The sequence below is a fragment of the Methylocystis sp. H62 genome (assembly GCF_015709515.1).
GTDB lineage: Bacteria > Pseudomonadota > Alphaproteobacteria > Rhizobiales > Beijerinckiaceae > Methylocystis.
The window spans coordinates 517,804-539,750 of sequence record NZ_JADNQZ010000059.1; the positions used below are offsets into that span (position 1 = coordinate 517,804).

Below are 21,947 nucleotides of genomic sequence, written 5' to 3' on the forward strand. Positions count from 1 at the left end.
TTGTCGTCACTGAGCGGCTTCCCGGGGAGGACTGGTCGAATCGGCGCCGTCTTGCCCCTCGAGGCGGTGCGCCAGCGCGACAGTGTCGCGGATACGATTGAGAAGGTCGCTGCCCGCCATCTCGTGGCCGATCTCGATCGCGCGCGCAAAGCCGATTGGATCGGCGCCGCCGTGGCTCTTCATGACGATTCCTTCGAGCCCAAGGAATACGCCGCCATTCGTCGCCCGCGTGTCCACCTTGGCGCGAAGCTCGCGGAAGGCGCCCTGCGCCAGAAGATAGCCGAGCTTGGCGAGCAGCGATCCGCCCATCGCCTCTTTGAGATAGGCGGAGACCTGCGCCGCGGTTCCCTCGGCGGTCTTAAGGGCGATGTTTCCGGTAAAGCCCTCGGTGACCACAACATCGACGACGCCTTTGCCGATGCCGTCGCCCTCCATGAAGCCCCGATAATCGAAGCCCGGCAGGTTGAGGTCGCGCAGCAGGGTCGATGCGGCCTTAACTTCCTCTATGCCTTTGATTTCTTCGGTGCCGACGTTGAGCAGGCCGACGGTCGGGCGCTCAAGTCCCAGGATGACCCGCGCCATCGCCGCGCCCATGATCGCAAGATCGACGAGGTGGCTGGCGTTGGCGCCCATCGAGGCGCCGACGTCGAGCACGACGGACTGGCCCCTTAGCGTCGGCCAAAGGCAAGCAAGCGCGGGACGATCGACGCGCGCCATCGTGTGCAGACAGATTTTCGCCATGGCCATGAGCGCGCCGGTGTTGCCGGCGGAGACGGCCACATCGGCGTCGCCCTTCTTGACCGCTTCGATCGCGAGCCACATCGATGAGACCCGCCGCCCGTAGCGCAGCGCCTGGCTCGGCTTGTCGTCCATGCGGATCGACACCGAAGAGTGGCGCACGTCGGCGCATTCCGCGAGTCGCGGATGGCGCTGGAGCTGCGCGCGGATCGCCGGCTCGTCGCCGATCAACAGAAAGCGGCTGTCGGGACGTCGTTCGAGCGCGTTGGCGGCGCCCGCGATGGTCACCTTCGGACCAAAATCGCCGCCCATCGCGTCGAGCGCGATCCGGATAGTTTGCGGCATTTAACCCGTTTCTCCCGACTGCGCGCCTGGATCCGCCGCCTTAATTCTTGGCCGGCCTTTGTGACGCGTCCGAGAAGCGCGTTCGCGCTCCCGCCCTTGCGGGCGACTTGCCATTTGCTGGCCACAGGCGCAAGTGCCTATTCTGTCTCGCCTCAAGCCTCGCGGCGCGGTTTGAGCCGTCCCAGGGTGGCGAAAGGCGAGACTGCCTGAGCTCCATCCCCAGGTTGCGGTTCGACGAAATTCGCCCCCGGCTTGCGTGGATAGGGATCAAGCGCCAGCGTGAAGAACTCGGAAACGACGGCGCCGAGATCGACGACGCCGCCGATCAATGGGTCAGGCGGATCCTCATCCAACGTGATTTCAGTCGTCTCTTCGTCTCGCCTTCGACCGCGCGGCGCCTCGCCCCGCGGCGGCGCAAAGCGCATCTGAATGGGTTCGACAAGCTCCGAGTCGAACTCCTCGAGCGTCGTGACGCAGGTTTGCCGAAGCCTGGCGCGCAACTCGCCTTCGATCTCCAATCCGCTTCCGCGCCGTTGCCGCGCGCGCAGCTCTGCTTGGAGCGAATGGACGGCGGGCAGCGCATTGTGCTGCGCCAGCGCGGAGCACTCGGCCGGCGTCGCCCGAATGTCGACGTCGAGACCTTCGGGCGGCACTTCAGCGACAGCGAGACGGCGCGAAAGCGGCGGATGCGGGTCGAAAGTGTCGTTCATGGCGTCGTCTCCAGGTCGCGCGCGTTCAATTAATCAAATATGTGTGTTGGCGCACGGACGCCAGCGCGACGCAGCGCGAGAACAGCCGTCTTGCTTTCGCTGCGTTCGAAGATTACGGATTTGGCGAGAGACGATCGACCGAGCGCGGGCGCGCTGCGGCGGATGATTTCGGAGATATTCATGGCGCAGGCCTTGCGCGTCTTTTCTCGGTTGGCGGCTGTGGCCGGCCTCGCGGTTTCGCTTGCAGGTTGTCTCGGGTACGAGGGCGTCGTCAACCGTGGCGCTGTCCTCGATTCGCGCAGCACCGGGCAAGTCAAGCCTGGCATGTCGGCGCAGCAGGTGATGACGGTCCTTGGCACCCCCTCGACGACGTCGACGGTCGGCGGCGACGCCTGGTATTACGTCAGTCAGCGTATCGAGCGCCAGTTCGCCTTCATGCCTCAGAACATTACCGATCAGCGCGTTTATGCGGTTTACTTCGACAAGTCGAAGAAGGTTCAGCGCGTGGCCGATTACGGCATAGAAGACGGGAAGCCGATCGACTTCATCACCCGCACGACGCCGACCGCCGGCCCTGAGTATCATCTGCTCCAAGGCATGCTCTCCAAGGTGTCGAATCTCTTTTAGAGACACCCGCCGCTCGTTTCGAGACGCCGCGGCTGCGCGTTCGCGTCTCGGCTAGTGGCGTCATTGTGGCGACAGTGAAGGGCCTGTCTGCGTAACGCCCTGTACTAACACGCTTTTCAGCTGCAGCGCGCCCGTGGCGCAGCCTTAATTATGGCGCGAGCATGGCCTCGGCCGCCGATCTTTCGCCCCGCATCGCAGGTAACCTTCTGTTTACGCAAACTTTGCGTAATTGTGGAGAAACCGCGAAGCATGACCGTCACGGTGACGAACGCCCCGCCGCCTTCCAAGGACGAGAAGGTCGCGTCGCCTCGCTCAGGCCGGCAGTCCAAGGCGTCGCCCCAGGCGACCCTGCCGGGCTTGCTGCTTGATCAATCCTGTTCTCCTTTGTTGCGCGCGCTTTGCGTCGCGACCCTGCTTTCGGTGCTGGCGGTCCTGGCGATGACCGCTGAACGCGACGAGACTCGTCGTCCGGAGCGGACCGCGCGCGCTGCACGCGCCCGCGTCGCCGCATCTCCGCTGACGACGCTGGCGACGCTGACGCAATCCGCCGATGACGATACGGCGCTCGACTCGGATTTCTCTTTGGAGCAGGCGGCGCTCACCTGGTCGCATCGGCTGGGGAGTGACGACGCCTTCGATACGCCGGGCGTGATGCGGTTCGGGTCCGTCAAGGTGCAGCAGTCGATCGTCGAGCGCGTGGTGAAGGCCGCGCAGACGACCGAAATGGACCCGGCGCTGCTCATGGCCATCGCCGACAAGGAGTCGAATTTCTCCTCCACGGCGAAGGCGCGGACCTCTTCCGCCAGCGGGCTCTTCCAATTCGTCGAGAAGACTTGGTTCACGGCGATGAAAACCTTCGGCTGGCGCCATGGCCACGGCGAGACGGCGGCGGCGATCGCCAGCGACGATTCGGCGCGCGTCAGCGGACAGAAGCGGGCGCAAATCCTGGGCTTGCGCAACGATCCCTATCTATCCGCGGTTCTCGCCGCCGAAATGCTTAAGAAGGACAGCACCAGGATCGCCGAGAAGATCGGCCGTCCTCTGACCCGCGGCGAAACCTACCTCATCCACTTCCTGGGTCCCGACGACGCCGAGCGCTTCATGCGGACCATGGACGAGGCCCCGCACACGTCGGCGGCGTCGCTACTGCCGAGGCCGGCGCGCGCCAATAGGCCGATCTTCTACGAGCAGCAGGGCCGCCGGCTTAAAGTTCGCTCGGTCCAGGAGGTGCATGAAGCCTTCGAGACGATGATGGACATGCGCACCAGCCGCTATGAGGACGTCGCGGCGAAACTGCCGGGCGGTGCCACCGCCTATGCCGAATAGGCGCGCCGAGCGTCGCCGCGGTCTAGGCTGAGACGACGGCGGTCTTCCCCATCATCAGGTCGAGATTTTGCACCGCCGCGCCAGCCGCGCCCTTGCCGAGATTGTCGAGCCGGGCGACGAGAAGGGCGTGGCGGCGCGCCTCATTGGCGATGACGAAGACCTCCATGTCGTCTGCGCCGTTCAGCGCCAGCGGGTCGAGCTTGCCGCTTGCCGGCGCGGCCGCCAGCCGGACATGTTTCGCCTCCGCGTAGTGACCCGCATAGGCGCGTTCGAAATCCTCGGCTTTGGGCTTGCCGGGCAATCCGTTAAGCGCGAGCGGGATCGAGACCAGCATGCCCTGCCTGAAATTGCCGACCGAGGGCACGAAAAGCGGCCGCTCGGAAAGCTTCGAATAGGCCATGATTTCCGGCACATGTTTGTGCTCGAGTCCGAGCGCGTAGAGTTCGAACGCCGGCGCTTCGCCGCGCTCATAGGCTTCGATCATCTGCCGTCCGCCGCCGGAGTAGCCCGAGATGGCGTTGATCGTCAGCGGCTGGTCCGGCCGGATAAGCCCGGCGTCCACAAGCGGACGAAGGAGCGCGATCGCGCCCGTGGCGTAGCAGCCGACATTGGCGACGCGGCGCGCGCGGGCGATCGCCGCCGCCTGTCCTTTGCAAAGCTCCGCGAAGCCGTAGATCCAACCCTCCGCCACGCGATGGGCGGTGGAGGCGTCGAGCAGGCGCGGGGCCGCGGCCCCGAGCGCGTCGCAGAGCGCGACGGTTTCTCTGGCCGCGTCGTCTGGCAGACACAAAATCGCGATGTCGACGGAAGCGAGAATGTCGCGTTTCGCGGCGGCGTCCTTGCGCGTCTCGGGCGGGAGCGAGACGAGCGAAATGTCCGTGCGTCCGGCGAGCCGTTCGCGGATTTCGAGCCCGGTGGTGCCGGCGTCGCCGTCGATGAAGATCTTGGTTCTCGTCGTCATGGCCCGCATCTAATCGATTTGGACAAGGATAAAAAGATTGTCGCGAAATCCCGGGGCGTTTTGACCCGCGCCGCGCGCCATCCTATAGCGCGGCGGGACGCATCCGCCGCAATCCGGGCGAAGCGCAGTCAAAAGTGGAGCCAATGGTCGACAGTCCGTGCATAAAGATCTGCGAACTCGATGGCGACGGCGTGTGCGTCGGCTGCGGCCGCACGCGCGCCGAGATCGCCGGCTGGATGTCGATGTCGGACGCGCAAAAGGCAAAGGTCGTCGAGCTGGCGGACATTCGCAAGCGCGCGATGAGCGCCAGCGACAAAGGCGACTGTCTTATCGCGTCCAGCGAGTAGGCCCTGACGGCGACGTTCTGGGCTCTATATTGATTCTCACGAAATGAGTTCGACCGCCTCCAGGAGGAGGGGAGATCATGGCGAAGCAGGTCACTGATACAGACGGCGCGCTGAGAGCGTTCGCGCTGCGATTGTTGGATTCGGTCTACAACGTCTCGGTCTATTCGGTGATCGGATACAGCGCGCTGTTGGGTGTGCTCGCGGTCATCGGCCTGGCGATCTTCATGAAAATTATTTACGTGCCAGAATTTCATCCCTGGTAGCCGCGCTCGTTTGCCCAAGCGCCTGCTCATCGTCGCGCATGCGCCGTCGCGCAATACCGAGCGGTTGCGGGACGCGGTCGCCGCCGGCGCGCGGGCGCCTGAGATCGAGGGCGTCGAGGTCGAGACGCTTAGCCCCTTCGCGGCGACGCCCGAGCATGTTCTCGCCGCTCAGGCGGTCATTCTCGGAACCACCGAAAATCTCGGCTACATGAGCGGCGCGCTCAAGGACTTCTTCGATCGTTGCTACTATCCTTTGTTGGAGCGCACGCAGGGCCTGCCTTACGCGCTCTACATTCGCGCCGGCCACGACGGAACAGGAACGCGGCGCGGCGTCGAGACCATCGTCACCGGCCTGCGCTGGCGGGCGATCCGCGAGCCGCTCATCTGCCGGGGCGAATGGCGGGAAGACTTCGTCGAGGAATGCCGCGAACTGGGCATGCTCGTGGCGGCAGGCCTCGACGTGGGCGCCATTTGAGCCGGTTGAACCATCGTCTATAGAGGCTGCACGGGCCACAGCGGCGCGCGGAACGAAAGCTCGGTCCGGCAGGGCGAATGCAGCGAAGCGACGATTTCCTCGGCCATCCGCGCGGATTGGCCTTCCTCTTCGCTTCGGAAATGTGGGAGCGCTTTTCCTATTACGGCATGCGGGCGCTTCTCGTCCTCTACATGGTCGACTACCTGCTGACGCCGGAGCGCATGGACACGGCGCTCGGCCTCAATGCATTGAAGCGCGGGCTCGAGACGATTTCCGGTCCGCTCGGTCCGCAGCCTTTCGCCTCGCAAATCTACGGGCTCTATACCGGCCTCGTTTATCTCGCGCCGATTCTCGGCGGGGCGATCGCCGATCGTTGGTTAGGGCGCGCGCGCACGATCGTCATCGGCGCGGCGTTGATGGCCATCGGCCATTTCATGATGGCGTATGATCGCCTCTTTCTGATCGCGCTGCTTTGCATCGCGCTGGGCTGCGGCGGCTTCAAGCCGAACATCTCCGTCCAGGTCGGAGAGCTTTACGCGCCGGCGGACGCCCGTCGCGACCGCGCCTATTCAATTTTCTATGTCGGCATCAATATCGGCGCGTTCTTCGCGCCGCTGGTTTGCGGAACAGTCGGGGAGACGATCGGCTGGCATTATGGCTTCGCCTGCGCGGGCGTCGGCATGGCGATCGGCCTCGCGACATATGTGATCGGTTTTCCGAGCCTGCCGCCCGAGCCGATACGCGGCCAATGGCGCGCCCCGACGGCGCTGGCGCGCGCGCAGTTTCGCCGGTCATTCACCATCCTCATGCTGCTCTTTGCGCCTTCCGCGCTGTTCTGGGCGGCTTTTGAGCAGCAGGGCAACACGATCGCGCTCTGGGCGGCGCAATCCGACCGCGGCGTCAACGTCTTTGGATGGCGCGCCGAAATTCCGGTGACCTGGTTTCAGGCGTTCAATCCGCTGATGATCTTTCTCTTCACGCCGCCGCTCGTCTCTCTGTGGGCCTGGCTTGCGCGGTTGGGGCGCGAGCCCTCGACGATCGGCAAGATGTCGCTCGGCTGTCTCGGCGTCGCTGTGAGCTACGGCGTCATGGCGCTCGCGGCCTGGACGAGCGACGGCGGCGTGGCGAGCTGGCTTTGGCTGCTCGCCTATTTTGCCGTCATCACCGTCTCGGAGCTGCATTTCTCGCCGATCGCCCTGTCGCTCGTGTCGCATGTCGCGCCGGAAGGCTCGCGCTCGGCGCTGATGGGCGTGTGGTTCACGTCGATGTTTCTCGGCAATCTCCTGGCGGGATGGCTCGGCAGTTTGTGGTCGAGCGTCGCCAACGTGTATTTCTTCCTGCTGATGGGCGCGCTCGGCGTCGTCGGGGCGCTGATCGTTGAGGCTGCGCGGCGACCGCTTGGCGGCCTCCTGTCTTCCCGCTAGAGCAGGTTCGCGACTGCGAACGCAAAGCATCCGCGCGCGCGCGGACAATCGAGAAATTTGCATGCATGTGCGCCAAAACTTCCCCCAAGTGAGAGCGCCAGCGCCCAAACAGATCGCGGCCGCCGTGATCGGGAATGCGCTGGAATGGTATGATTTCGTCGTCTACGGCTTTTTTGCTTCGGTTCTGGCGCAGGCGTTCTTTCCAAGCCGAGACGAGACGGCCTCGCTCTTGCTGGCGCTCGCGACCTTTGGCGCGGGCTTCTGCACGCGCCCGCTCGGCGGCCTCTTCTTCGGATTTTACGCGGATCGGAAAGGGCGAAAGGCGGCGCTGCAACTCATCATGTTCGTGATGACCGTCGCGATCGCCGTCATCGCCTTCGCCCCGACCTATGCGACGATCGGGCTCTTCGCCCCCATGCTCATCGTGATCGGCCGATTGCTGCAGGGCTTTGCGACTGGCGGAGAATTCGCAAGTTCGACCGCGTTTCTGATCGAAGTGGCGCCCGCCGGTCGGCGCGGAGTCTACGGTTCTCTGCAGATGGTCGGGCAGGGCCTGTCGATCCTGCTCGGGACGCTCGCCGGCATGCTCGTCGCAGGCGTCTTTTCCGCTGAAGCGTTGCACGACTGGGCTTGGCGGCTGCCCTTTTTCGTTGGCCTGCTGATCGGCCCGGTCGGGCTCTATGTCAGACGCCATCTCGAGGAAACGCCGGCCTTCAAGGCCTCGCCCCAGGACGGCGGGGTGGCGGTCGCTTTTCTCGACCTCGTTCGGCGGCGGGGCGATCGACTTCTCGCCTGTTTCGCCGCCACGATCGGCGCGACGATCTCCTTCTACGTGATCCTCGTCTATATGCCGACCTACGGAAAGACGGAGATGGGACTGAGCCTCGCACAGTCCTTTATCGCCCAGGCGCCCGGTCTTGTGTTGCTGATCGTGCTGACCCCGTTCGTCGGCGCTCTCTCCGACGCGATCGGCCGGCGGCCCTTGCTCCTCGCGTCCTACGGGATGCTGCTTCTTTGCGTCTATCCACTGTTCGTCTGGCTGCAGGCCGAGCGCACGCTGTTGGCGCTGACAGTGGCGCAGACGGCCTTCTGCGTCATTCTCTCGGGTCTCTTTGGCGCGCTCTCGACGGCGCTCGCCGAGCAGTTTCCGACGCATGTCCGCACCGTGGGGCTGGCGATCGCCTATAATGTCGCCGTCATGATCTTCGGCGGCTTCGCGCCCTTCATCGTCGCTTGGCTGATCGACTATCTCGCCACGCCGATCGCGCCGGCGTTCTATCTGATCTTCGGGGCGGTCGTCGGACTGATGGGCGTCGCGGGTCTACACGAGCGGCGCGATGAATGGCTCGATTGAAACGCGCTTGGCCGCCAGGGCGTCGAATAACAAGGCGTCACTTCACCGCGTCATGGAAGTGAGCCGAAGTTAACACTGGCTTTGCTGCAACGACGATTGATTGAGGTTGGAGCGAGGGGAGGATTTTGATGAAGAGAATTGCTGTTTTTATCGCGTCTTTCATCATGATGCAGCAACTCCTGATCGGGGAGGCGGTCGCCAGACCCGCGAGATGCGTCGTCAATGGCGCCGGCGCGGCGCCATATAACGGGAAATGCGAGTTTTCGGCTGAAACGGGCGGCAGCTTTTCGATCACGCCAGTTGGAAAAAGCGCCTTCGACGGCGCGACGGTGATCAGCGTTTCCGTCACTTTGCCGGGAGTGGCGGAAGTGAGGGGACTGACCCGCGACGGGATCAACTCCCGTTGGGGAGAGGCGCAGCGCTCCAAGGAGGACCCCGCCTGCTGGGTCGGAAGCGACTTCAAGATCTGCGTCTATTGACCAAAACAAAAGCGGCGCCGAAGCGCCGCTTTGCAAATGTTTGCCTTGAAGACCGCGAAGCTTAGCGCTTCGAGAACTGGAAGCTGCGGCGGGCTTTCCGCTTGCCGTATTTCTTGCGCTCGACGACGCGGGAGTCGCGCGTCAGGAAGCCTTCCTTCTTGAGCGCGGGACGCAGATCCGGCTCGTAAGCGGTCAGCGCCTTGGCGAGGCCATGGCGCACCGCGCCGGCTTGACCGGAAAGTCCGCCGCCTGCGACCGTGACGACGATGTCATATTGACCCGCGCGCTTGGTGACGCCGAACGGCTGGGCCAGAATCATGCGCAGCACCGGACGGGCGAAATAGACTTCGACGTCGCGGCCGTTGACGGTGATCTTGCCGGGGCCCGGCTTGATCCAGACGCGCGCGACGGCGTTTTTGCGCTTGCCGGTCGCGTAGGCGCGGCCCTGCTTGTCGAGCTTTTGCACATAGCGCGGCGACTCGGGCGCCGTGGCGACGCTTCCCTGAAGGTCGGAAAGCGAGGAAAGGGTGGTCTCGGCCATGATCAGGCGCTCCGGCTATTCTTGACGTTCAGGGCGGCGATGTCGAGCGTCTGTGGGCTCTGCGCCTCATGCGGATGTTCCGCGCCCTTATAGACGCGCAGATTGCCGAACTGCTTGCGGCCCAAGGGGCCTCGCGGCAGCATGCGCTGCACGGCCTTTTCCAGGACTCGCTCCGGGAAGCGCCCGTCGAGAAGGAACTTCGCCGAGCGTTCCTTGATGCCGCCGGGAAAGCCCGTGTGATGGTGATAGACCTTCTGCTCGCGCTTGCGGCCGGTCAGCACCACCTTTTCGGCGTTGATGACGATGATGTTGTCGCCATCGTCCATATGCGGCGTGAACGTCGCCTTGTGCTTGCCGCGAAGACGCAGCGCGATGATGGAGGCGAGGCGGCCGACGACGAGCCCGGAGGCGTCGATCAGCACCCACTTCTTTTCGATGTCGGCGGGAGTCGCCGAATAGGTCTTGCCAAACATGAGATGGGAATTCCGTGTGAACGGTGTGTTCGGAGGCCGAGTGGATAGGGGATGGGCGAGGGGAGGTCAAGCGGTTTTTGGGCTGCCGAAGTTCCGTGAAGCTATAAAAACTCGAATGTAGCGAGTGGTGGTAAAATAATACCGTATACTTGCGTTCGCGGCGCAGGCTTCACGTTCGACTTACGAAAAGAGCTAGGAAGGGCTTTATCAAAAACAGATTGCCGAGCGCACGGGCGTAGAAATCTAGGCAAATTCAACTACCATCCGTCATGGCTAGGCTAGTCCCGACTCCCTTTGGGAGACCTCTATGAGGGACCCGCATAGGCTCCACGGCGTGGATGGCCGGGACAAGCCCGGCCATGACGCGGTTTCAAGCCGCCGCCTTTCTTGAAGCCCTCTCGCTACTGATGCAGCGCTTCGCCATGCAGCGCGATATCGAGGCCCTCGCGTTCATCATCGTGAGTCACGCGAAGCGGCGTGATCAGCGAGACGATTTTCAGCGTCGCCAAGGTGCCGATCACGCACCAGACGATCGTGACGAGGACGCCGATCGCCTGCACGTAAAGCTGATGCGGATCGCCTTCCAACAGACCCGCGACGCCGGGATCGCCCTCCGAAGCCGTGATCGCGCGCGTGGCGAAGACTCCGGCGAGCAGCGTGCCCATAATGCCGCCGACGCCATGCACGCCGAAAACGTCGAGCGTGTCGTCGTAGCGGAATTTATATTTCGCGACGGTGCAGAACCAATAGCAGACGCCGCCGGCGATCATCCCGATGACGACGCCGTGCCAAGGCAGGACATAGCCCGAGGCCGGCGTGATCGTGCCCAGGCCGGCGACGGCGCCCGAGATGACGCCGAGCACCGACGGCTTGCCGCGCTGAAACCATTCCAGGCCGCTCCACACCAGCGCGCCGGCGCAGGCGGCAAGATGCGTCGCCACAATCGCGAAGACCGCGCGGGAATTGGCGGCGAGCGCCGAGCCGCCATTGAAGCCGAACCAGCCCACCCAGAGCAGCCCCGTCCCGACCACCGCCAGCGAGAGATCGAAGGGCGAGAGATTTTCGCGTCCAAAACCGACGCGGCTTCCGAGCACGAGCGCGCAGACGAGGCCGGCGATCCCGGCATTGATGTGCACGACCGTCCCGCCGGCGAAATCGAGGAGGCCCATCTTCTGCAGAAATCCGCCGCCCCAGACCCAATGCGCGGAAGGCACATAGACGATGAACAGCCACAGCGCGCAAAACAGCATGAAGGCGGAGAACTTCATGCGTTCGGCGACGGAGCCGGCGACCAGCGCGCAGGTGATCACCGCGAAGGTCATCTGATAGAGCATGAACAGGATTTCAGGGATCGTCTTGGCGAATGGGCTCACCGTGTCGAGCCCGATCCCGGCGAGAAGCGACCGCGACGCATCGCCGATATAGGCGCCCTCGCCGCTGAAGGCGAGGCTGTAGGCGACGCCGATCCACAGCAGCGAAACGAGGGCGGTGGCGATGAGGCTCTGCGCCATTGTGGCGAGAACATTCTTCTTGCGCACCATACCGCTGTAAAAGAGCGCCAGCCCCGGCAGCGTCATCATCAGCACCAGCGCTGTGGCGGCGATCATGAAGGCGGTGTCGGCGCCGTCGATCTTGCCTCCGCCGTCTTGGGCGAGAGCGGGTTGCGAGACCAGGAAAGCCGCCAGCGCGGCCGCCACGGGTAGCGGGCTCCTCGGGATGAGGAAATCCTTACTCAAGCTGCGCGCGAACGAGCTCTGCATCGTGAACCCTGATTGATGATTGGGAAGGCGCTTAGAGCGCGTCGGAGTCGGTTTCGCCGGTGCGGATGCGCATGGCGCGCTCCAGCGGCGAGACGAAAATTTTGCCGTCGCCGATATGGCCGGTGTAGGCGGCGAGTCTAATCGCCTCGATGGCGCGATCGACGAGCGCTTCAGAGAGCGCGATGTCGATCCTAACCTTGGGCAGAAAAGCGACGATATATTCGGCGCCGCGATAGATTTCGGCATGGCCCTTCTGTCGGCCATAGCCTTTCACCTCGGTCGCGGTCATTCCGTGCACGCCGATTTCCGTCAGCGCCTCGCGCACCTCGTCGAGCTTGAAGGGTTTGATAATCGCCGTGATGATCTTCATCTGCGCAGACATGCCCTCATGGTTGGCGAATTGAACATTGTCTCAGCAATTGGCATGCCATTCTGCGCAGAAAATAATCGTTTTGCATCCTGGCGTCGAGTTCGAATCTGGCCAGTCGTGAGGCGCCGTGCGGCTAAGTTTTGTACACTATGCGTACATTGTTGGCTGACTTGGGCGCGGCTCGCCGCCTTCGCCGCCAGGCCGCTTGAGATGATCGATCTTTCCCTTTTGTGTGATGCGGGCGCCCGGTAGAGATAGAAGCCGATCGTCGGGAGCGCAGAAAGCGGCGGAAGCGGATGAAGCTTGAAGATTGGTCGCCCGAAGCGACCGCCATCGATTTCCTTAATAAGGAAGACTGGCCCGAACGCCGCGCGAAGCTTCCCGAACCTACCGCGCGTCTGGCGGAGCTTGCGGGATTTGAGGCGAAGCCCGGCTCGCTTCTGATCGCGCCTGACGCCGATGGCGCGCCGCGGGTCTTTTTTGGCGCGCAGGGCAGCGCGCCAAAGGCGCGCGATCCGTTCTTTGCCGGAAAGCTCGCGACTGCGCTGCCCAAGGGGCTCTACCGGTTTGGCGATGGCGTCGACGCGCCGGCGCAGGCGGCGCTGGCGTTCCTTCTGTCGACCTATTCCTTTACGCGCTACAAGGCGGCAAAGAGGGAAGCCCCGCGTCTGTGCGCGCCGCAGGGCGTCGACCGCGCGCGCATTGAGCGCATCGCCGGCGCCGTCGCCCTCGGGCGCGATCTCGTGAATACGCCGACCAATGACATGGGGCCGGAGGCGCTCGCCGAAGCCGCGCTCGCTCTCGGCGCGAAACATGGCGCCAAGACTCGCGTCATTGTCGGCGACGCGTTGCTCGCGGAAAACTTCCCCTTGATTCACGCCGTGGGGCGCGCGGCCGCTCAGGCGCCGAGGCTCGTGGAATTTGAGCACGGTCCGGAGGACGGTCTGCGCGTCACGCTTGTCGGCAAGGGGGTTTGCTTCGATACGGGCGGGCTCGACATCAAGCCTTCGAGCGCGATGGCGCTGATGAAGAAGGACATGGGCGGCGCCGCGACGACCCTCTCGCTTGCCGCGATGCTGCTTGAGGGGAATGCGCCGGTCCGTTTGCGCGTGCTGCTTCCGATCGTCGAGAATTCGATTTCGGCGTCGGCGTTTCGAACCAGCGACGTATACCGAAGCCGCAAAGGCCTGAGCGTCGAAATCGGCAACACCGACGCCGAGGGCAGGCTCATCCTTGCCGACGCGCTCGCCTATGCGAGCGAAACGCCGTCCGATCTGCTGTTCGATTTCGCGACGCTGACAGGGGCCGCGCGCGTCGCGCTCGGTCCGGAAATTCCGCCGTTCTATACCGGCGATGACGCGCTCGCCCAAGAGATCGCCCTGCAGGCTGGCGCCGTGAACGATCCCGTGTGGCGGATGCCGCTATGGGACAATTACGATAGCGGTCTCGACGGCAAGATATCCGATCTCATCAACGTCACGAGCGGCTCCTTCGCCGGATCGATCACCGCCGCGCTGTTTTTGAGACGCTTCGTGGCCGATCCCAAGCGGTGGGCGCATTTCGACGTTTACTGCTGGAACCCGTCGACGAAGCCAGGCCGCCCGGAAGGCGGCGAGGTGCAGGCGGCGCGCCTGCTTTATGATTTGATCGAGGCGCGCGCCGAGCAGAGGAAGGCGAAGCCGTGAGCGAAAAGTTCGATCGGCGGCTGACGCCCGCGCGCCCAGAAGTCGCCGCCGCCTATCTCAAGGGACGCGTGAGCGCCGACCGCTATGTGGAAGGCGTCGCAATGGAGGTCAGGGACTGCGTCGTCGATCTTCGGCGTGAACCACGTCCCGACGCCGCCGTCGACACTCAGGCGATCTACGGCGAGCGCGTCACCGTTTACGATGAGGAGGAAGGCTGGGCCTGGGCGCAACTTGCGCGCGACGATTATGTCGGCTGGATCGCGGCCAATACGCTGTGGCGCGAATTGAGCGCGCCGACGCATCGCGTCAGTGTTCCACGGACCTTCATTTATCCGGGTCCGAACATCAAATTGCCGCCGCTCAACGCGCTGCCGCTCGGCGCCGAAGTCGCGATCGCCGAGGAGCGCGGCGGCTTTGGCGTGACGCCCGAGCTCGGTTTCATCTATCGCAAACATCTCGCGCCGCGCGAGGCGCAGGCGCCCGACTTTGTCGCCGTGGCCGAGACGCTTCTAGGCGCGCCCTATCTCTGGGGCGGCAAGTCTTGGATGGGCGTTGATTGCTCGGGACTGGTGCAGGTCTCCTTGCTGATGGCCGGCGTCAAGGCGCCGCGCGACACCGATATGCAGGAAGCTGCGCTCGGCGCGACGCTCGATCCTAGCGCGCCGCTGATGCGCGGCGACATCGTTTTCTGGAAGGGCCATGTCGGCGTCATGCGCGACGCCGTGACGCTGCTTCACGCCAACGCCACGCATATGCAGGTCACGAGCGAGCCGCTCGACGTCGTGCGGGCGCGCAACGAGGCGGCGGGAGCGGGACCGGTCACCAGCCTCAAGCGCTTGGCGAAAGACCTTTCGGCATGACGAAAAGGCTTTATCTGGAAGATCTCCAGGTCGGCCAGCGCTTGCGCACAGCGAGCGTCACGATCACCGCGCAGGACATTATCCGCTTCGCGCGCGACAGTGATCCGCAGTATTTTCATCTCGATGAAGAGGCGGCCAAGGACAGCATGTTCGGCGGGCTCGTCGCCAGCGGTTGGCAGACCGGCGCCCTGAGCGTGAAGCTCCTCATCGACTCAGCCGATCCGCCTTTTGCTGGCGGGCTCGTCGGCGTTGAGGCGCATATCACTTGGAAACTCCCGGTGCGGCCGGGCGATTCCTTAAGGGTGGAAGCCGAAGTCACGCGGATTGTTCGTCCGCGCCGCTACGCCGATCGCGGCTTCGTTTCGATGGATATGGCGACCTATAACCAGCGCGGCGAAGTCGTGCTGACGCAGAGCGTCACGGTCGTCGCCTTCCGCGACCCTGCGCGGGCAGGCGAAAGTTCGAACGGCGCCACGGCGATTCCGGGGTCATTTTCCGGCGACTGAATTGCCCGGAATGGGCTCCGCCTCGTTGCGAAAGGCCGCTGCGAAGAGCGCGCGCGTATACTCGCTCTTGGGCTGCGAAAACACCTGGCTCGCCGGCCCTTCCTCGACCACCTTGCCATAGCGCATGACGATGAGATGGGCGGCGAGCGCCTTCACGACGCGCAAATCGTGACTGATGAAGAGATAGGCGAGGGAGCGGCGACGCTGCAGGTCGCGCAAGAGATCGATGATCTGCGCCTGCACGGACATGTCGAGCGCCGAGGTCGGTTCGTCCAGCACGACGAATTTCGGTTCCAGCACGATGGCGCGGGCGATGGCGATGCGCTGCCGCTGGCCGCCGGAAAATTCGTGCGGGTAGCGGTCCATCGTCGATGGATCGAGCCCGGTTTCCTGCAGCGCGCGCGCAACGATTTCGCGGCGCTGATTGAGCGTAAGCTCGGGACGCTGAACGGTCAGTCCTTCGGCGACGATTTCCGCGACCGACATGCGCGGCGAGAGAGAGCCGTAAGGGTCCTGGAAGACGATTTGCATGTCGCGGCGAAGCGGACGCATGGCGTCGACGCTTTTGCCGTCGATGCGCTCTCCGAGGAAGACGATCGGACCTTCCGAGCGAATGAGCCGCAGCATCGCCAGCGCCAGCGTCGTCTTGCCGGAGCCCGACTCGCCGACGACGCCGACGGTCGCGCCCTCGCGCACCGAAAGGGTGACGCCGTCCACCGCCTTCACATGGCCGACGATCCGACGCATGAAGCCGCGGCGGATCGGAAACCAGACGCGCAGTTGCTCGGCCGATGCGACGACGGGCGCTTGCGTGTCTTCGATAATCGGCGCGCCCTTGGGCTCGGCCGTGAGCAGCGCCTTGGTGTAGGGATGCTGCGGCGATGTGAAGACCTCGCCCACCTCGCCCTGTTCGACGATGCGGCCCTGTTGCATCACGCAGACCGTGTCGGCGAAACGGCGCACGAGCCGGAGGTCGTGCGTGATGAACAGCATCGCCATGCCGTAGGTTTTTTGAAGCCGCTCGAGCAGCGCGAGAATCTGCGCCTGAACGGTGACGTCGAGCGCGGTGGTCGGCTCGTCGGCGATCAGCAGATCGGGTTTGTTGGCGAGCGCCATGGCGATCATGACGCGCTGACGCTGGCCGCCCGAGAGCTGATGCGGATAGGCGCTCAGCCGCGCCTGAGGATCAGGGATGCCGACTTCACCCAGAAGCTCAATGACTCGGTTCCGAACCGCGTCTTCGCCGCGCATGCCGTGCAGTTCAAGAATCTCCGCAATCTGCCGCTCGATCATGTGCAGCGGATTGAGCGAGGTCATCGGCTCCTGGAACACCATTGTGATGCCTGCGCCACGAATGGCGCGCAGCCGATTGTCGTCGATCGTGAGCATATTCTCGCCGTCGAACAGCGCCTCGCCGGACGCGATCGCGCCGGGGGGAAGCAGCCGTACGATCGACAGAGCGCTGATCGACTTGCCGGAGCCGGATTCGCCGACGAGCGCCAGCGTCTTGCCCCGCTCAAGAGAGAAGGAGACGTGATCGACGGCCTTGGTCTCACGCCCCCCTTGCCGAAAGGTGACCGAGAGATCGCGAATGTTGAGGAGGGGGCCAATGGTCATGCGAGCGCGCGTAGTTCGTCGATGGTCGATGCGTCGAGATTGATCGCTCGAATTCCCTCGGGGACGGCAAGTCGCCGATCGGCCGTGACAAAGGCCGCGCAATTGTAGAGTTTTGCCGTCGCTACGTGAATTGCGTCAGGCATTCTCATTGATTTGACGGTCGCTCTCAGCCTTGCCGCCTGCACCAGCACGCGCCGATCGATTGAAAAGGTTTCTATGGTCGAAGACGATTCGAACAGCGCTTCATATGCATCGCACAACTCCTTGTCTCCGATCTCCAGAGGTTTCGTCAACAACTCGGCGACAACCAATTCGCTAATCACCCCGATGGCATCTCCGCGTCTGAGATGATCGAGCACGGTCCTCCCTCGCGTGACCGGAGCATCGTCATTTTCGAACGCGTCGATGAATACATTCGCATCGAGATAGATTCTTACGCTCATCGCTCGCGATGGTCCCACTCGTCGCGAAGCGAGCGAACATGATCGTTCACTTCCTCCAGCGAATGAAAAGTTGCGCGGCGTATATGCTCGTATTTCGAAAACCAGTCGTCAGCAGACCCGGTCGCTTCCGAGCTGGAGCCTACGCTCTCCACCTCAATTGTGATCGTCACCCGCTTTTCGGCGCCGATTTCATCTCGTAAGTCGTCGGGAAGCTTCGCCGCAGGGTAGTGTTGACGCACAATTCTGTTCATCGTGATGCTCCGCCTGCAATCTACCACGCCGTCACCGGAAATTCTTCCTCGGGTCGAAGGCGTCGCGGACCGCTTCGCCGACAAAGACCAGAAGCGACAGCATGAGCGCAATGATCGCAAAGCCGGTCAGTCCCAGCCATGGGGCCTGGAGGTTGGATTTCGCTTGCAGCAACAGTTCGCCGAGCGAGGGCGAGCCCGGCGGCAGGCCAAACCCCAGAAAGTCCAGCGCCGTGAGCGTGGTGATTGACGAGTTGAGAATGAAGGGCAGGAAGGTCAGCGTCGCCACGGTGGCGTTCGGCAGCAGGTGCTTGACGATAATCTTAAAATTGCTCAGCCCAAGCGCGCGCGCCGCGTTGACATATTCGAAGTTGCGCGCGCGCAGGAACTCGGCGCGAACGACATGCACCAGCGACACCCAGGAGAAGAGCAGCAGGATGCCGAGCAGCACGAAAAAGCCGGGCGTCAAGAAGGATGAAATGATGATGAGCAGATAGAGCTGCGGCAGCGACGACCAGACTTCGATGAAGCGCTGGAACACGAGATCGACGCGCCCGCCGAAATAGCCCTGTATCGCCCCGGCGGCGACGCCGACGATCGAGGAGATCGTCGCCAGGATCAGTCCGAACAGCACCGAGATGCGAAACCCATAAAGCAGACGCGCGACGACGTCGCGGCCCTGATCATCGGTGCCGAGCCAATTATATTCCAGCGCGGCGCAGCCGCGATTGGGCTCGCCGGGCCGCAGACCTTTCGCCGCGGCGACCTCGCATTGCTGCTGCGTCAGCATCCAGGTCGGCGGCGAGGGCGCGGGCGTCGGCAGCTCGAGATTATGCGTGTCATAGGAAAAGCGAATCGGCGGCCAAAGCATCCAGCCATGCGCTTTGATTTCGTCGGCGATGACAGGGTCGCGATAATCGGTGCGCGCCAGGAAGCCGCCGAATTTTTCTTCCGGATAGGACACGAAGGCGGGGAACAGCACTTCGCCCTTGTACCAGGCCAGAATCGGTCGGTCGTTCGCCAGGAAGTTCGAGCCAAGCGCCATGATGAACAGGGTCATGAAGACCCAGAACGACCAATAGCCGCGCTTGTTCGCCTTGAAACTGTCGAGGCGTCGTCGGTCGAGCGGCGTGAGCCGCAGCCAGCCTTCGCGATGAAGCGGCGGAGCGAGATGCGTTTCGGCGTCGGCTGCTGCTGCGCTCACCGTCATACCTCGCGCGTTTCGAAATCGATGCGCGGATCGATCCAGGTATAGGTGAGATCTGAAATGAGATTCACCACAAGTCCGAGCAGCGCAAAGATGTAGAGGTTGGCGAAGACGACCGGATAGTCGCGATTGACGATGCTCTCGAAGGAGAGATAGCCCAGTCCATCAAGCGAAAAGATCGTCTCGATCAGCACCGAGCCGGTGAGAAAGGCATGCACGAAGGCGCCAGGAAAGCCGGCGATGACGATCAGCATGGCGTTGCGAAACACATGTCCATAGAGCACGCGCCGCTCGGTCAGGCCCTTCATGCGCGCGGTTTGCACATATTGCTTGCGGATCTCGTCGAGGAAAGAGTTCTTCGTCAGAAACGTCTGCGTCGCAAAGGCGCCAAGCGTCATCGCGGAGACGGGCAGAATGATGTGCCAGAGATAGTCCTTCACCTTGCCAAACAGCGACAGCTGCCAGAAATCATCCGAGGTCAGGCCGCGCAGCGGGAAGATCTGCCAGAAGGATCCGCCGGCGAAGAGCACGATCAGCAGCATCGCAAACAGAAAACTCGGAATGGCGTAGCCGACGATGATGGCGTTGGACGTCCACATGTCGAATTTCGTTCCGTCGCGCACCGCTTTGGCGATGCCGAGCGGAATCGAAATCGAATAGGACAGAAGCGTCATCCACAGGCCGAGCGAAATCGAGACGGGAAGCTTTTCGCCGATCAGCTTGAGGACGCTCTCGTCGCGAAAGTAGCTGCGCCCGAAATCGAACATCGCATAATTCTTCACCATCAGCAGGAATCGCTCCCACGCCGGCTTGTCGAAGCCGAACTGCTTTTCGAGCTCCGCGATGAATTTCGGGTCGAGCCCCTGCGCGCCGCGATATTTCGAGGCGGTTTCGGCAGCCATCGTTCCGGTCTGGCTCGCGCCGCCCTGTCCGACGTCGCCGCCCCCGCCGGAAAAGCGTCCGGTCGCGCCGACGTCGAAGCCCTGCAGTTGCGCGATGATGCGTTCCACTGGACCGCCCGGCGCGAACTGCACGATGACGAAGGAGATAAGCATGATGCCGAGGATCGTCGGGATCATCAGCAGCACGCGGCGGGCGATATAGGCTCCCATTAACGTCTCGCGTTCTTTTGCATCGGCCGCATTTCGGCTCCCGACGGACGGCGCCGGGAAATCCCCTTAGCGTCCCGTGAAGTTGATTTTTTTCGCCTTATCTTCGTCCCACCACCAGGTCCACAGCACGCCGGTGTCGAACTTCGGCGGGCGCTCCGGCTGGCCGAAGAGATCCCAATAGGCGAAGCGATGCACCGGATTATACCAGTGCGGGACCCAATAGCGCTGCGCCCGCAAAGCGCGGTCGAGGGCGCGGCTGCAGGTGACGAGTTCTTCGCGCGTTTGCGCCTGGAGCGCTTTTTCAACGAGCGAATCGATCGCCGGATTGGAGACCCCCGGCAGGTTGCGTGAGCCGGGCACATTGGCGGTCTTCGAGCTGAAATAAGCGCGAAGCTCCTCTCCGGGGTTCCAGCTCATCATCAGCACGTCATGAACGACGTCGAAGTCGAAGTTTTCAAGTCGCTGCTTGTATTGAGCGGCGTCGACGACGCGGATGTGGGCGTTGACTCCGAGCAGCTTCAAATTCTTGATGAAGGGCTGGGTGTGCCGCTCGAAGACGTTGGAATTGTCGAGAAACTCGAATTCCAGCGGCGTTCCGTCCGGCAAGCATAGAACGCCATCCTTGCGCGTGCAGCCGGCCGCGACGAACAGATCGCTCGCCTTTTTGAGCAGGACGCGATCCTGACCGGTGCCGTCAGAAACCGGCGCCGCGAAGGGCTCGCCAAAAACTTCCGCGGGCAGATCAGCGCGATAGGGCTCCAGCAGCGCTTTTTCCTGTTCGCTCGGCAAGCCTTTCGCTTCAAGCTCGGAGTTCTCGAAATAGGACGAGATGCGCTTATAGGCGTCATACATCAGGTTGCGGCTGGTCCATTCGTAATCGAAGGCGTAGCCGATCGCTTCGCGCACCCGCGGATCTTTGAACATCTTGCGGCGCGTGTTGAAGAACCAGCCCTGGATCTGCGGAATATTGTTGTTGGGGGTCGTGGTTCGCTTGACGCGCCCGTCCTTGAACGCCGGAAAATCATAGCCCGTCGCCCAAACGCGGGCGATGTTTTCCTCTCGCTCGGTGAAGGCGCCGGCCTTGAAGGCTTCGAAGGCGACCTGGCTGTCGCCGAAATATTCGAAGCGCACGACGTCGAAATTGGCCTGGCCTTTCGTGATCGGCAGGCCCTTCGCCCAATAGTCGGGATTGCGATGATAGGCGATGTAGCGACCCTGCTCGAAGGCGCCGACCTTGTATGGCCCGGAGCCGAGCGGCGGCTCCAATGTCGTCGCTGCGAAGTCGCGGTCCTTGTAATAGGCGCGCGAAAAGATCGGCTGACCCACGACGCTGAGCGGCAGATCGCGCGTGCGGTCAGGCGCGAAGCGCAGCACGAGAACGTCGTCCGCCTCCGCTTCGGCGCTTTCGAGGTCACGCAGCATCTGGCTGATGACGGGATGGCCCTTGCTCTTGAGAATGTTGAGCGAGAAGGCCGCGTCATGCGCCGTGAGCGGCGAGCCGTCGTGGAACCGCGCCTCTTTACGCAACAGGAAGGCGTAAGTGAGCTTGTCAGGCGAGATCCGCACCTTCTCGGCGACGAGGCCGTAGTAGGCGTCGCGTTCGTCGAGGCTCTGGTTCATCAGACTGTCGAAGACGAGCGTCATGCCCGTCGCCGGATTGCCCCGCAGCACATAGGCGTTGAAACTGTCATAGGTCGAGCTTGCCGGCGACAGCGCCAAAGTCCCTCCCTTGGGGGCTTTCGCATTCACGTAGCCGAAAAATTTGAAGTCGGCCGGCTCGCCAAGGTCGCCAAAGGTCGAAAGGCCGTGGCTTTCGACTTCGCCCTGGGCGAGGGGACCAAAGCGGTTGGCGGCGGCGGTCGGCGCGCCCGGCTTGGCCAGAACGCGCGGCGCGATCAAGGCGGCGGCGCCGGCGCCGATAACAGAGCGACGGGACAGGCGAATGCGCGTCAGATCGACGATTGTGGAATGAGCCAAATGTGACCTCAGGCGGCGGCGGGCGCTTGCCCTTGAGCCGCAATTATGCCGGTTTTTTTGCGCGTTCGCGAGCGGCCCGTTAAGGACCGGTCACGCCGC

General features: G+C 63.2%; 24 protein-coding genes. 11 read left to right on the plus strand and 13 right to left on the minus strand.

Features of this window, described 5'->3' with window-relative positions; genetic code table 11:
• Positions 1–6: 6 nt before the first annotated feature.
• Positions 7–1,083, minus strand: a complete 1,077-nt coding sequence (gene plsX, locus IYY11_RS21865) for a phosphate acyltransferase PlsX (RefSeq protein WP_196405814.1) — start codon at positions 1,081–1,083, stop codon at positions 7–9.
• A 152-nt stretch (positions 1,084–1,235) separates the two neighbouring features.
• Positions 1,236–1,793 (minus strand): DUF177 domain-containing protein, encoded by a 558-nt coding sequence (locus tag IYY11_RS21870; protein WP_196405815.1) that lies wholly within the window; start codon positions 1,791–1,793, stop codon positions 1,236–1,238.
• Between the two features lie 180 nt (positions 1,794–1,973).
• Between IYY11_RS21870 and IYY11_RS21875 the strand changes: the two genes are divergently transcribed.
• Entirely contained in the window at positions 1,974–2,420 is a 447-nt protein-coding gene (locus IYY11_RS21875) for an outer membrane protein assembly factor BamE (RefSeq protein ID WP_246720151.1), read from the plus strand.
• A gap of 249 nt (positions 2,421–2,669) precedes the next feature.
• A complete protein-coding gene (locus IYY11_RS21880) occupies positions 2,670–3,746 on the plus strand; it encodes a transglycosylase SLT domain-containing protein (protein ID WP_196405816.1) in 1,077 nt (358 codons plus the stop codon).
• Between the two features lie 22 nt (positions 3,747–3,768).
• Here IYY11_RS21880 and argC read toward each other — a convergent pair whose 3' ends face one another.
• A complete protein-coding gene (gene argC, locus IYY11_RS21885) occupies positions 3,769–4,707 on the minus strand; it encodes an N-acetyl-gamma-glutamyl-phosphate reductase (RefSeq protein ID WP_196405817.1) in 939 nt (312 codons plus the stop codon).
• 143 nt (positions 4,708–4,850) lie between these two features.
• On the opposite strand from argC, the gene IYY11_RS21890 reads away from it, so the two are divergent.
• The 6 genes from IYY11_RS21890 (at position 4,851) to IYY11_RS21915 (ending at position 9,049) form a co-directional block, all read left to right on the plus strand.
• Positions 4,851–5,054, plus strand: a complete 204-nt coding sequence (locus tag IYY11_RS21890; RefSeq protein ID WP_196405818.1) for a DUF1289 domain-containing protein — start codon at positions 4,851–4,853, stop codon at positions 5,052–5,054.
• 77 nt (positions 5,055–5,131) lie between these two features.
• Positions 5,132–5,317 (plus strand): hypothetical protein, encoded by a 186-nt coding sequence (locus tag IYY11_RS21895; RefSeq protein WP_196405819.1) that lies wholly within the window; start codon positions 5,132–5,134, stop codon positions 5,315–5,317.
• A gap of 10 nt (positions 5,318–5,327) precedes the next feature.
• Positions 5,328–5,792, plus strand: a complete 465-nt coding sequence (locus IYY11_RS21900; RefSeq protein ID WP_196405820.1) for a flavodoxin family protein — start codon at positions 5,328–5,330, stop codon at positions 5,790–5,792.
• Between the two features lie 77 nt (positions 5,793–5,869).
• Positions 5,870–7,216, plus strand: coding sequence for a peptide MFS transporter (locus IYY11_RS21905; protein WP_196405821.1), 1,347 nt, complete (start codon positions 5,870–5,872; stop codon positions 7,214–7,216).
• Positions 7,217–7,277: 61 nt separating this feature from the next.
• Entirely contained in the window at positions 7,278–8,570 is a 1,293-nt protein-coding gene (locus IYY11_RS21910) for an MFS transporter (RefSeq protein WP_196405822.1), read from the plus strand.
• A 128-nt stretch (positions 8,571–8,698) separates the two neighbouring features.
• On the plus strand, positions 8,699–9,049 hold the full coding sequence (locus IYY11_RS21915; RefSeq protein WP_196405823.1) for a hypothetical protein: 351 nt from the start codon (positions 8,699–8,701) through the stop codon (positions 9,047–9,049).
• A 61-nt stretch (positions 9,050–9,110) separates the two neighbouring features.
• Here the strand turns inward: IYY11_RS21915 and rpsI are convergent, their stop codons facing one another.
• From rpsI to IYY11_RS21935, 4 genes are all read right to left on the minus strand, one after another.
• A complete protein-coding gene (gene rpsI, locus IYY11_RS21920) occupies positions 9,111–9,590 on the minus strand; it encodes a 30S ribosomal protein S9 (RefSeq protein WP_175093061.1) in 480 nt (159 codons plus the stop codon).
• A gap of 2 nt (positions 9,591–9,592) precedes the next feature.
• Complete coding sequence (rplM, locus tag IYY11_RS21925; protein WP_196405824.1) at positions 9,593–10,063, minus strand: 50S ribosomal protein L13; 471 nt, start codon at positions 10,061–10,063, stop codon at positions 9,593–9,595.
• Between the two features lie 401 nt (positions 10,064–10,464).
• Entirely contained in the window at positions 10,465–11,823 is a 1,359-nt protein-coding gene (locus tag IYY11_RS21930) for an ammonium transporter (RefSeq protein ID WP_196405825.1), read from the minus strand.
• Between the two features lie 31 nt (positions 11,824–11,854).
• On the minus strand, positions 11,855–12,193 hold the full coding sequence (locus IYY11_RS21935; RefSeq protein WP_196405925.1) for a P-II family nitrogen regulator: 339 nt from the start codon (positions 12,191–12,193) through the stop codon (positions 11,855–11,857).
• A 296-nt stretch (positions 12,194–12,489) separates the two neighbouring features.
• Between IYY11_RS21935 and IYY11_RS21940 the strand changes: the two genes are divergently transcribed.
• Genes IYY11_RS21940 through IYY11_RS21950 form a run of 3 tightly spaced genes read left to right on the plus strand, consistent with a single transcriptional unit; the run spans position 12,490 to position 15,244 of the window.
• Positions 12,490–13,878: a M17 family metallopeptidase gene (locus tag IYY11_RS21940; protein WP_196405826.1), complete on the plus strand. Its 1,389-nt coding sequence runs from the start codon at positions 12,490–12,492 to the stop codon at positions 13,876–13,878.
• A complete protein-coding gene (locus IYY11_RS21945; RefSeq protein ID WP_196405827.1) occupies positions 13,875–14,738 on the plus strand; it encodes a C40 family peptidase in 864 nt (287 codons plus the stop codon). Before IYY11_RS21940 ends, IYY11_RS21945 begins: the two co-directional genes overlap by 4 nt.
• Positions 14,735–15,244, plus strand: a complete 510-nt coding sequence (locus tag IYY11_RS21950) for a MaoC/PaaZ C-terminal domain-containing protein (RefSeq protein WP_196405828.1) — start codon at positions 14,735–14,737, stop codon at positions 15,242–15,244. Before IYY11_RS21945 ends, IYY11_RS21950 begins: the two co-directional genes overlap by 4 nt.
• On the opposite strand, the gene IYY11_RS21955 is transcribed toward IYY11_RS21950, so the two are convergent.
• From IYY11_RS21955 to IYY11_RS21980, 6 genes are all read right to left on the minus strand, one after another.
• The gene (locus IYY11_RS21955) at positions 15,227–16,861 is read right to left on the minus strand and encodes an ABC transporter ATP-binding protein (protein ID WP_196405829.1); all 1,635 of its coding nucleotides are present in this window, start codon (positions 16,859–16,861) and stop codon (positions 15,227–15,229) included. The genes IYY11_RS21950 and IYY11_RS21955 overlap by 18 nt on opposite strands.
• The gene (locus IYY11_RS21960; RefSeq protein WP_196405830.1) at positions 16,858–17,304 is read right to left on the minus strand and encodes a type II toxin-antitoxin system VapC family toxin; all 447 of its coding nucleotides are present in this window, start codon (positions 17,302–17,304) and stop codon (positions 16,858–16,860) included. The genes IYY11_RS21955 and IYY11_RS21960 overlap by 4 nt, the downstream gene beginning before the upstream one ends.
• Positions 17,301–17,555 (minus strand): hypothetical protein, encoded by a 255-nt coding sequence (locus IYY11_RS21965; protein WP_196405831.1) that lies wholly within the window; start codon positions 17,553–17,555, stop codon positions 17,301–17,303. The genes IYY11_RS21960 and IYY11_RS21965 overlap by 4 nt, the downstream gene beginning before the upstream one ends.
• Before the next feature lie 31 nt (positions 17,556–17,586).
• Complete coding sequence (locus IYY11_RS21970; RefSeq protein WP_154450912.1) at positions 17,587–18,762, minus strand: ABC transporter permease; 1,176 nt, start codon at positions 18,760–18,762, stop codon at positions 17,587–17,589.
• Positions 18,759–19,871 carry a microcin C ABC transporter permease YejB gene (locus IYY11_RS21975; protein WP_029651904.1) on the minus strand — a complete coding sequence of 371 codons (1,113 nt, stop codon included), beginning with the start codon at positions 19,869–19,871 and terminating at the stop codon, positions 18,759–18,761. The genes IYY11_RS21970 and IYY11_RS21975 overlap by 4 nt, the downstream gene beginning before the upstream one ends.
• Before the next feature lie 66 nt (positions 19,872–19,937).
• On the minus strand, positions 19,938–21,848 hold the full coding sequence (locus tag IYY11_RS21980) for an extracellular solute-binding protein (protein WP_196405832.1): 1,911 nt from the start codon (positions 21,846–21,848) through the stop codon (positions 19,938–19,940).
• Positions 21,849–21,947 lie beyond the last annotated feature (99 nt).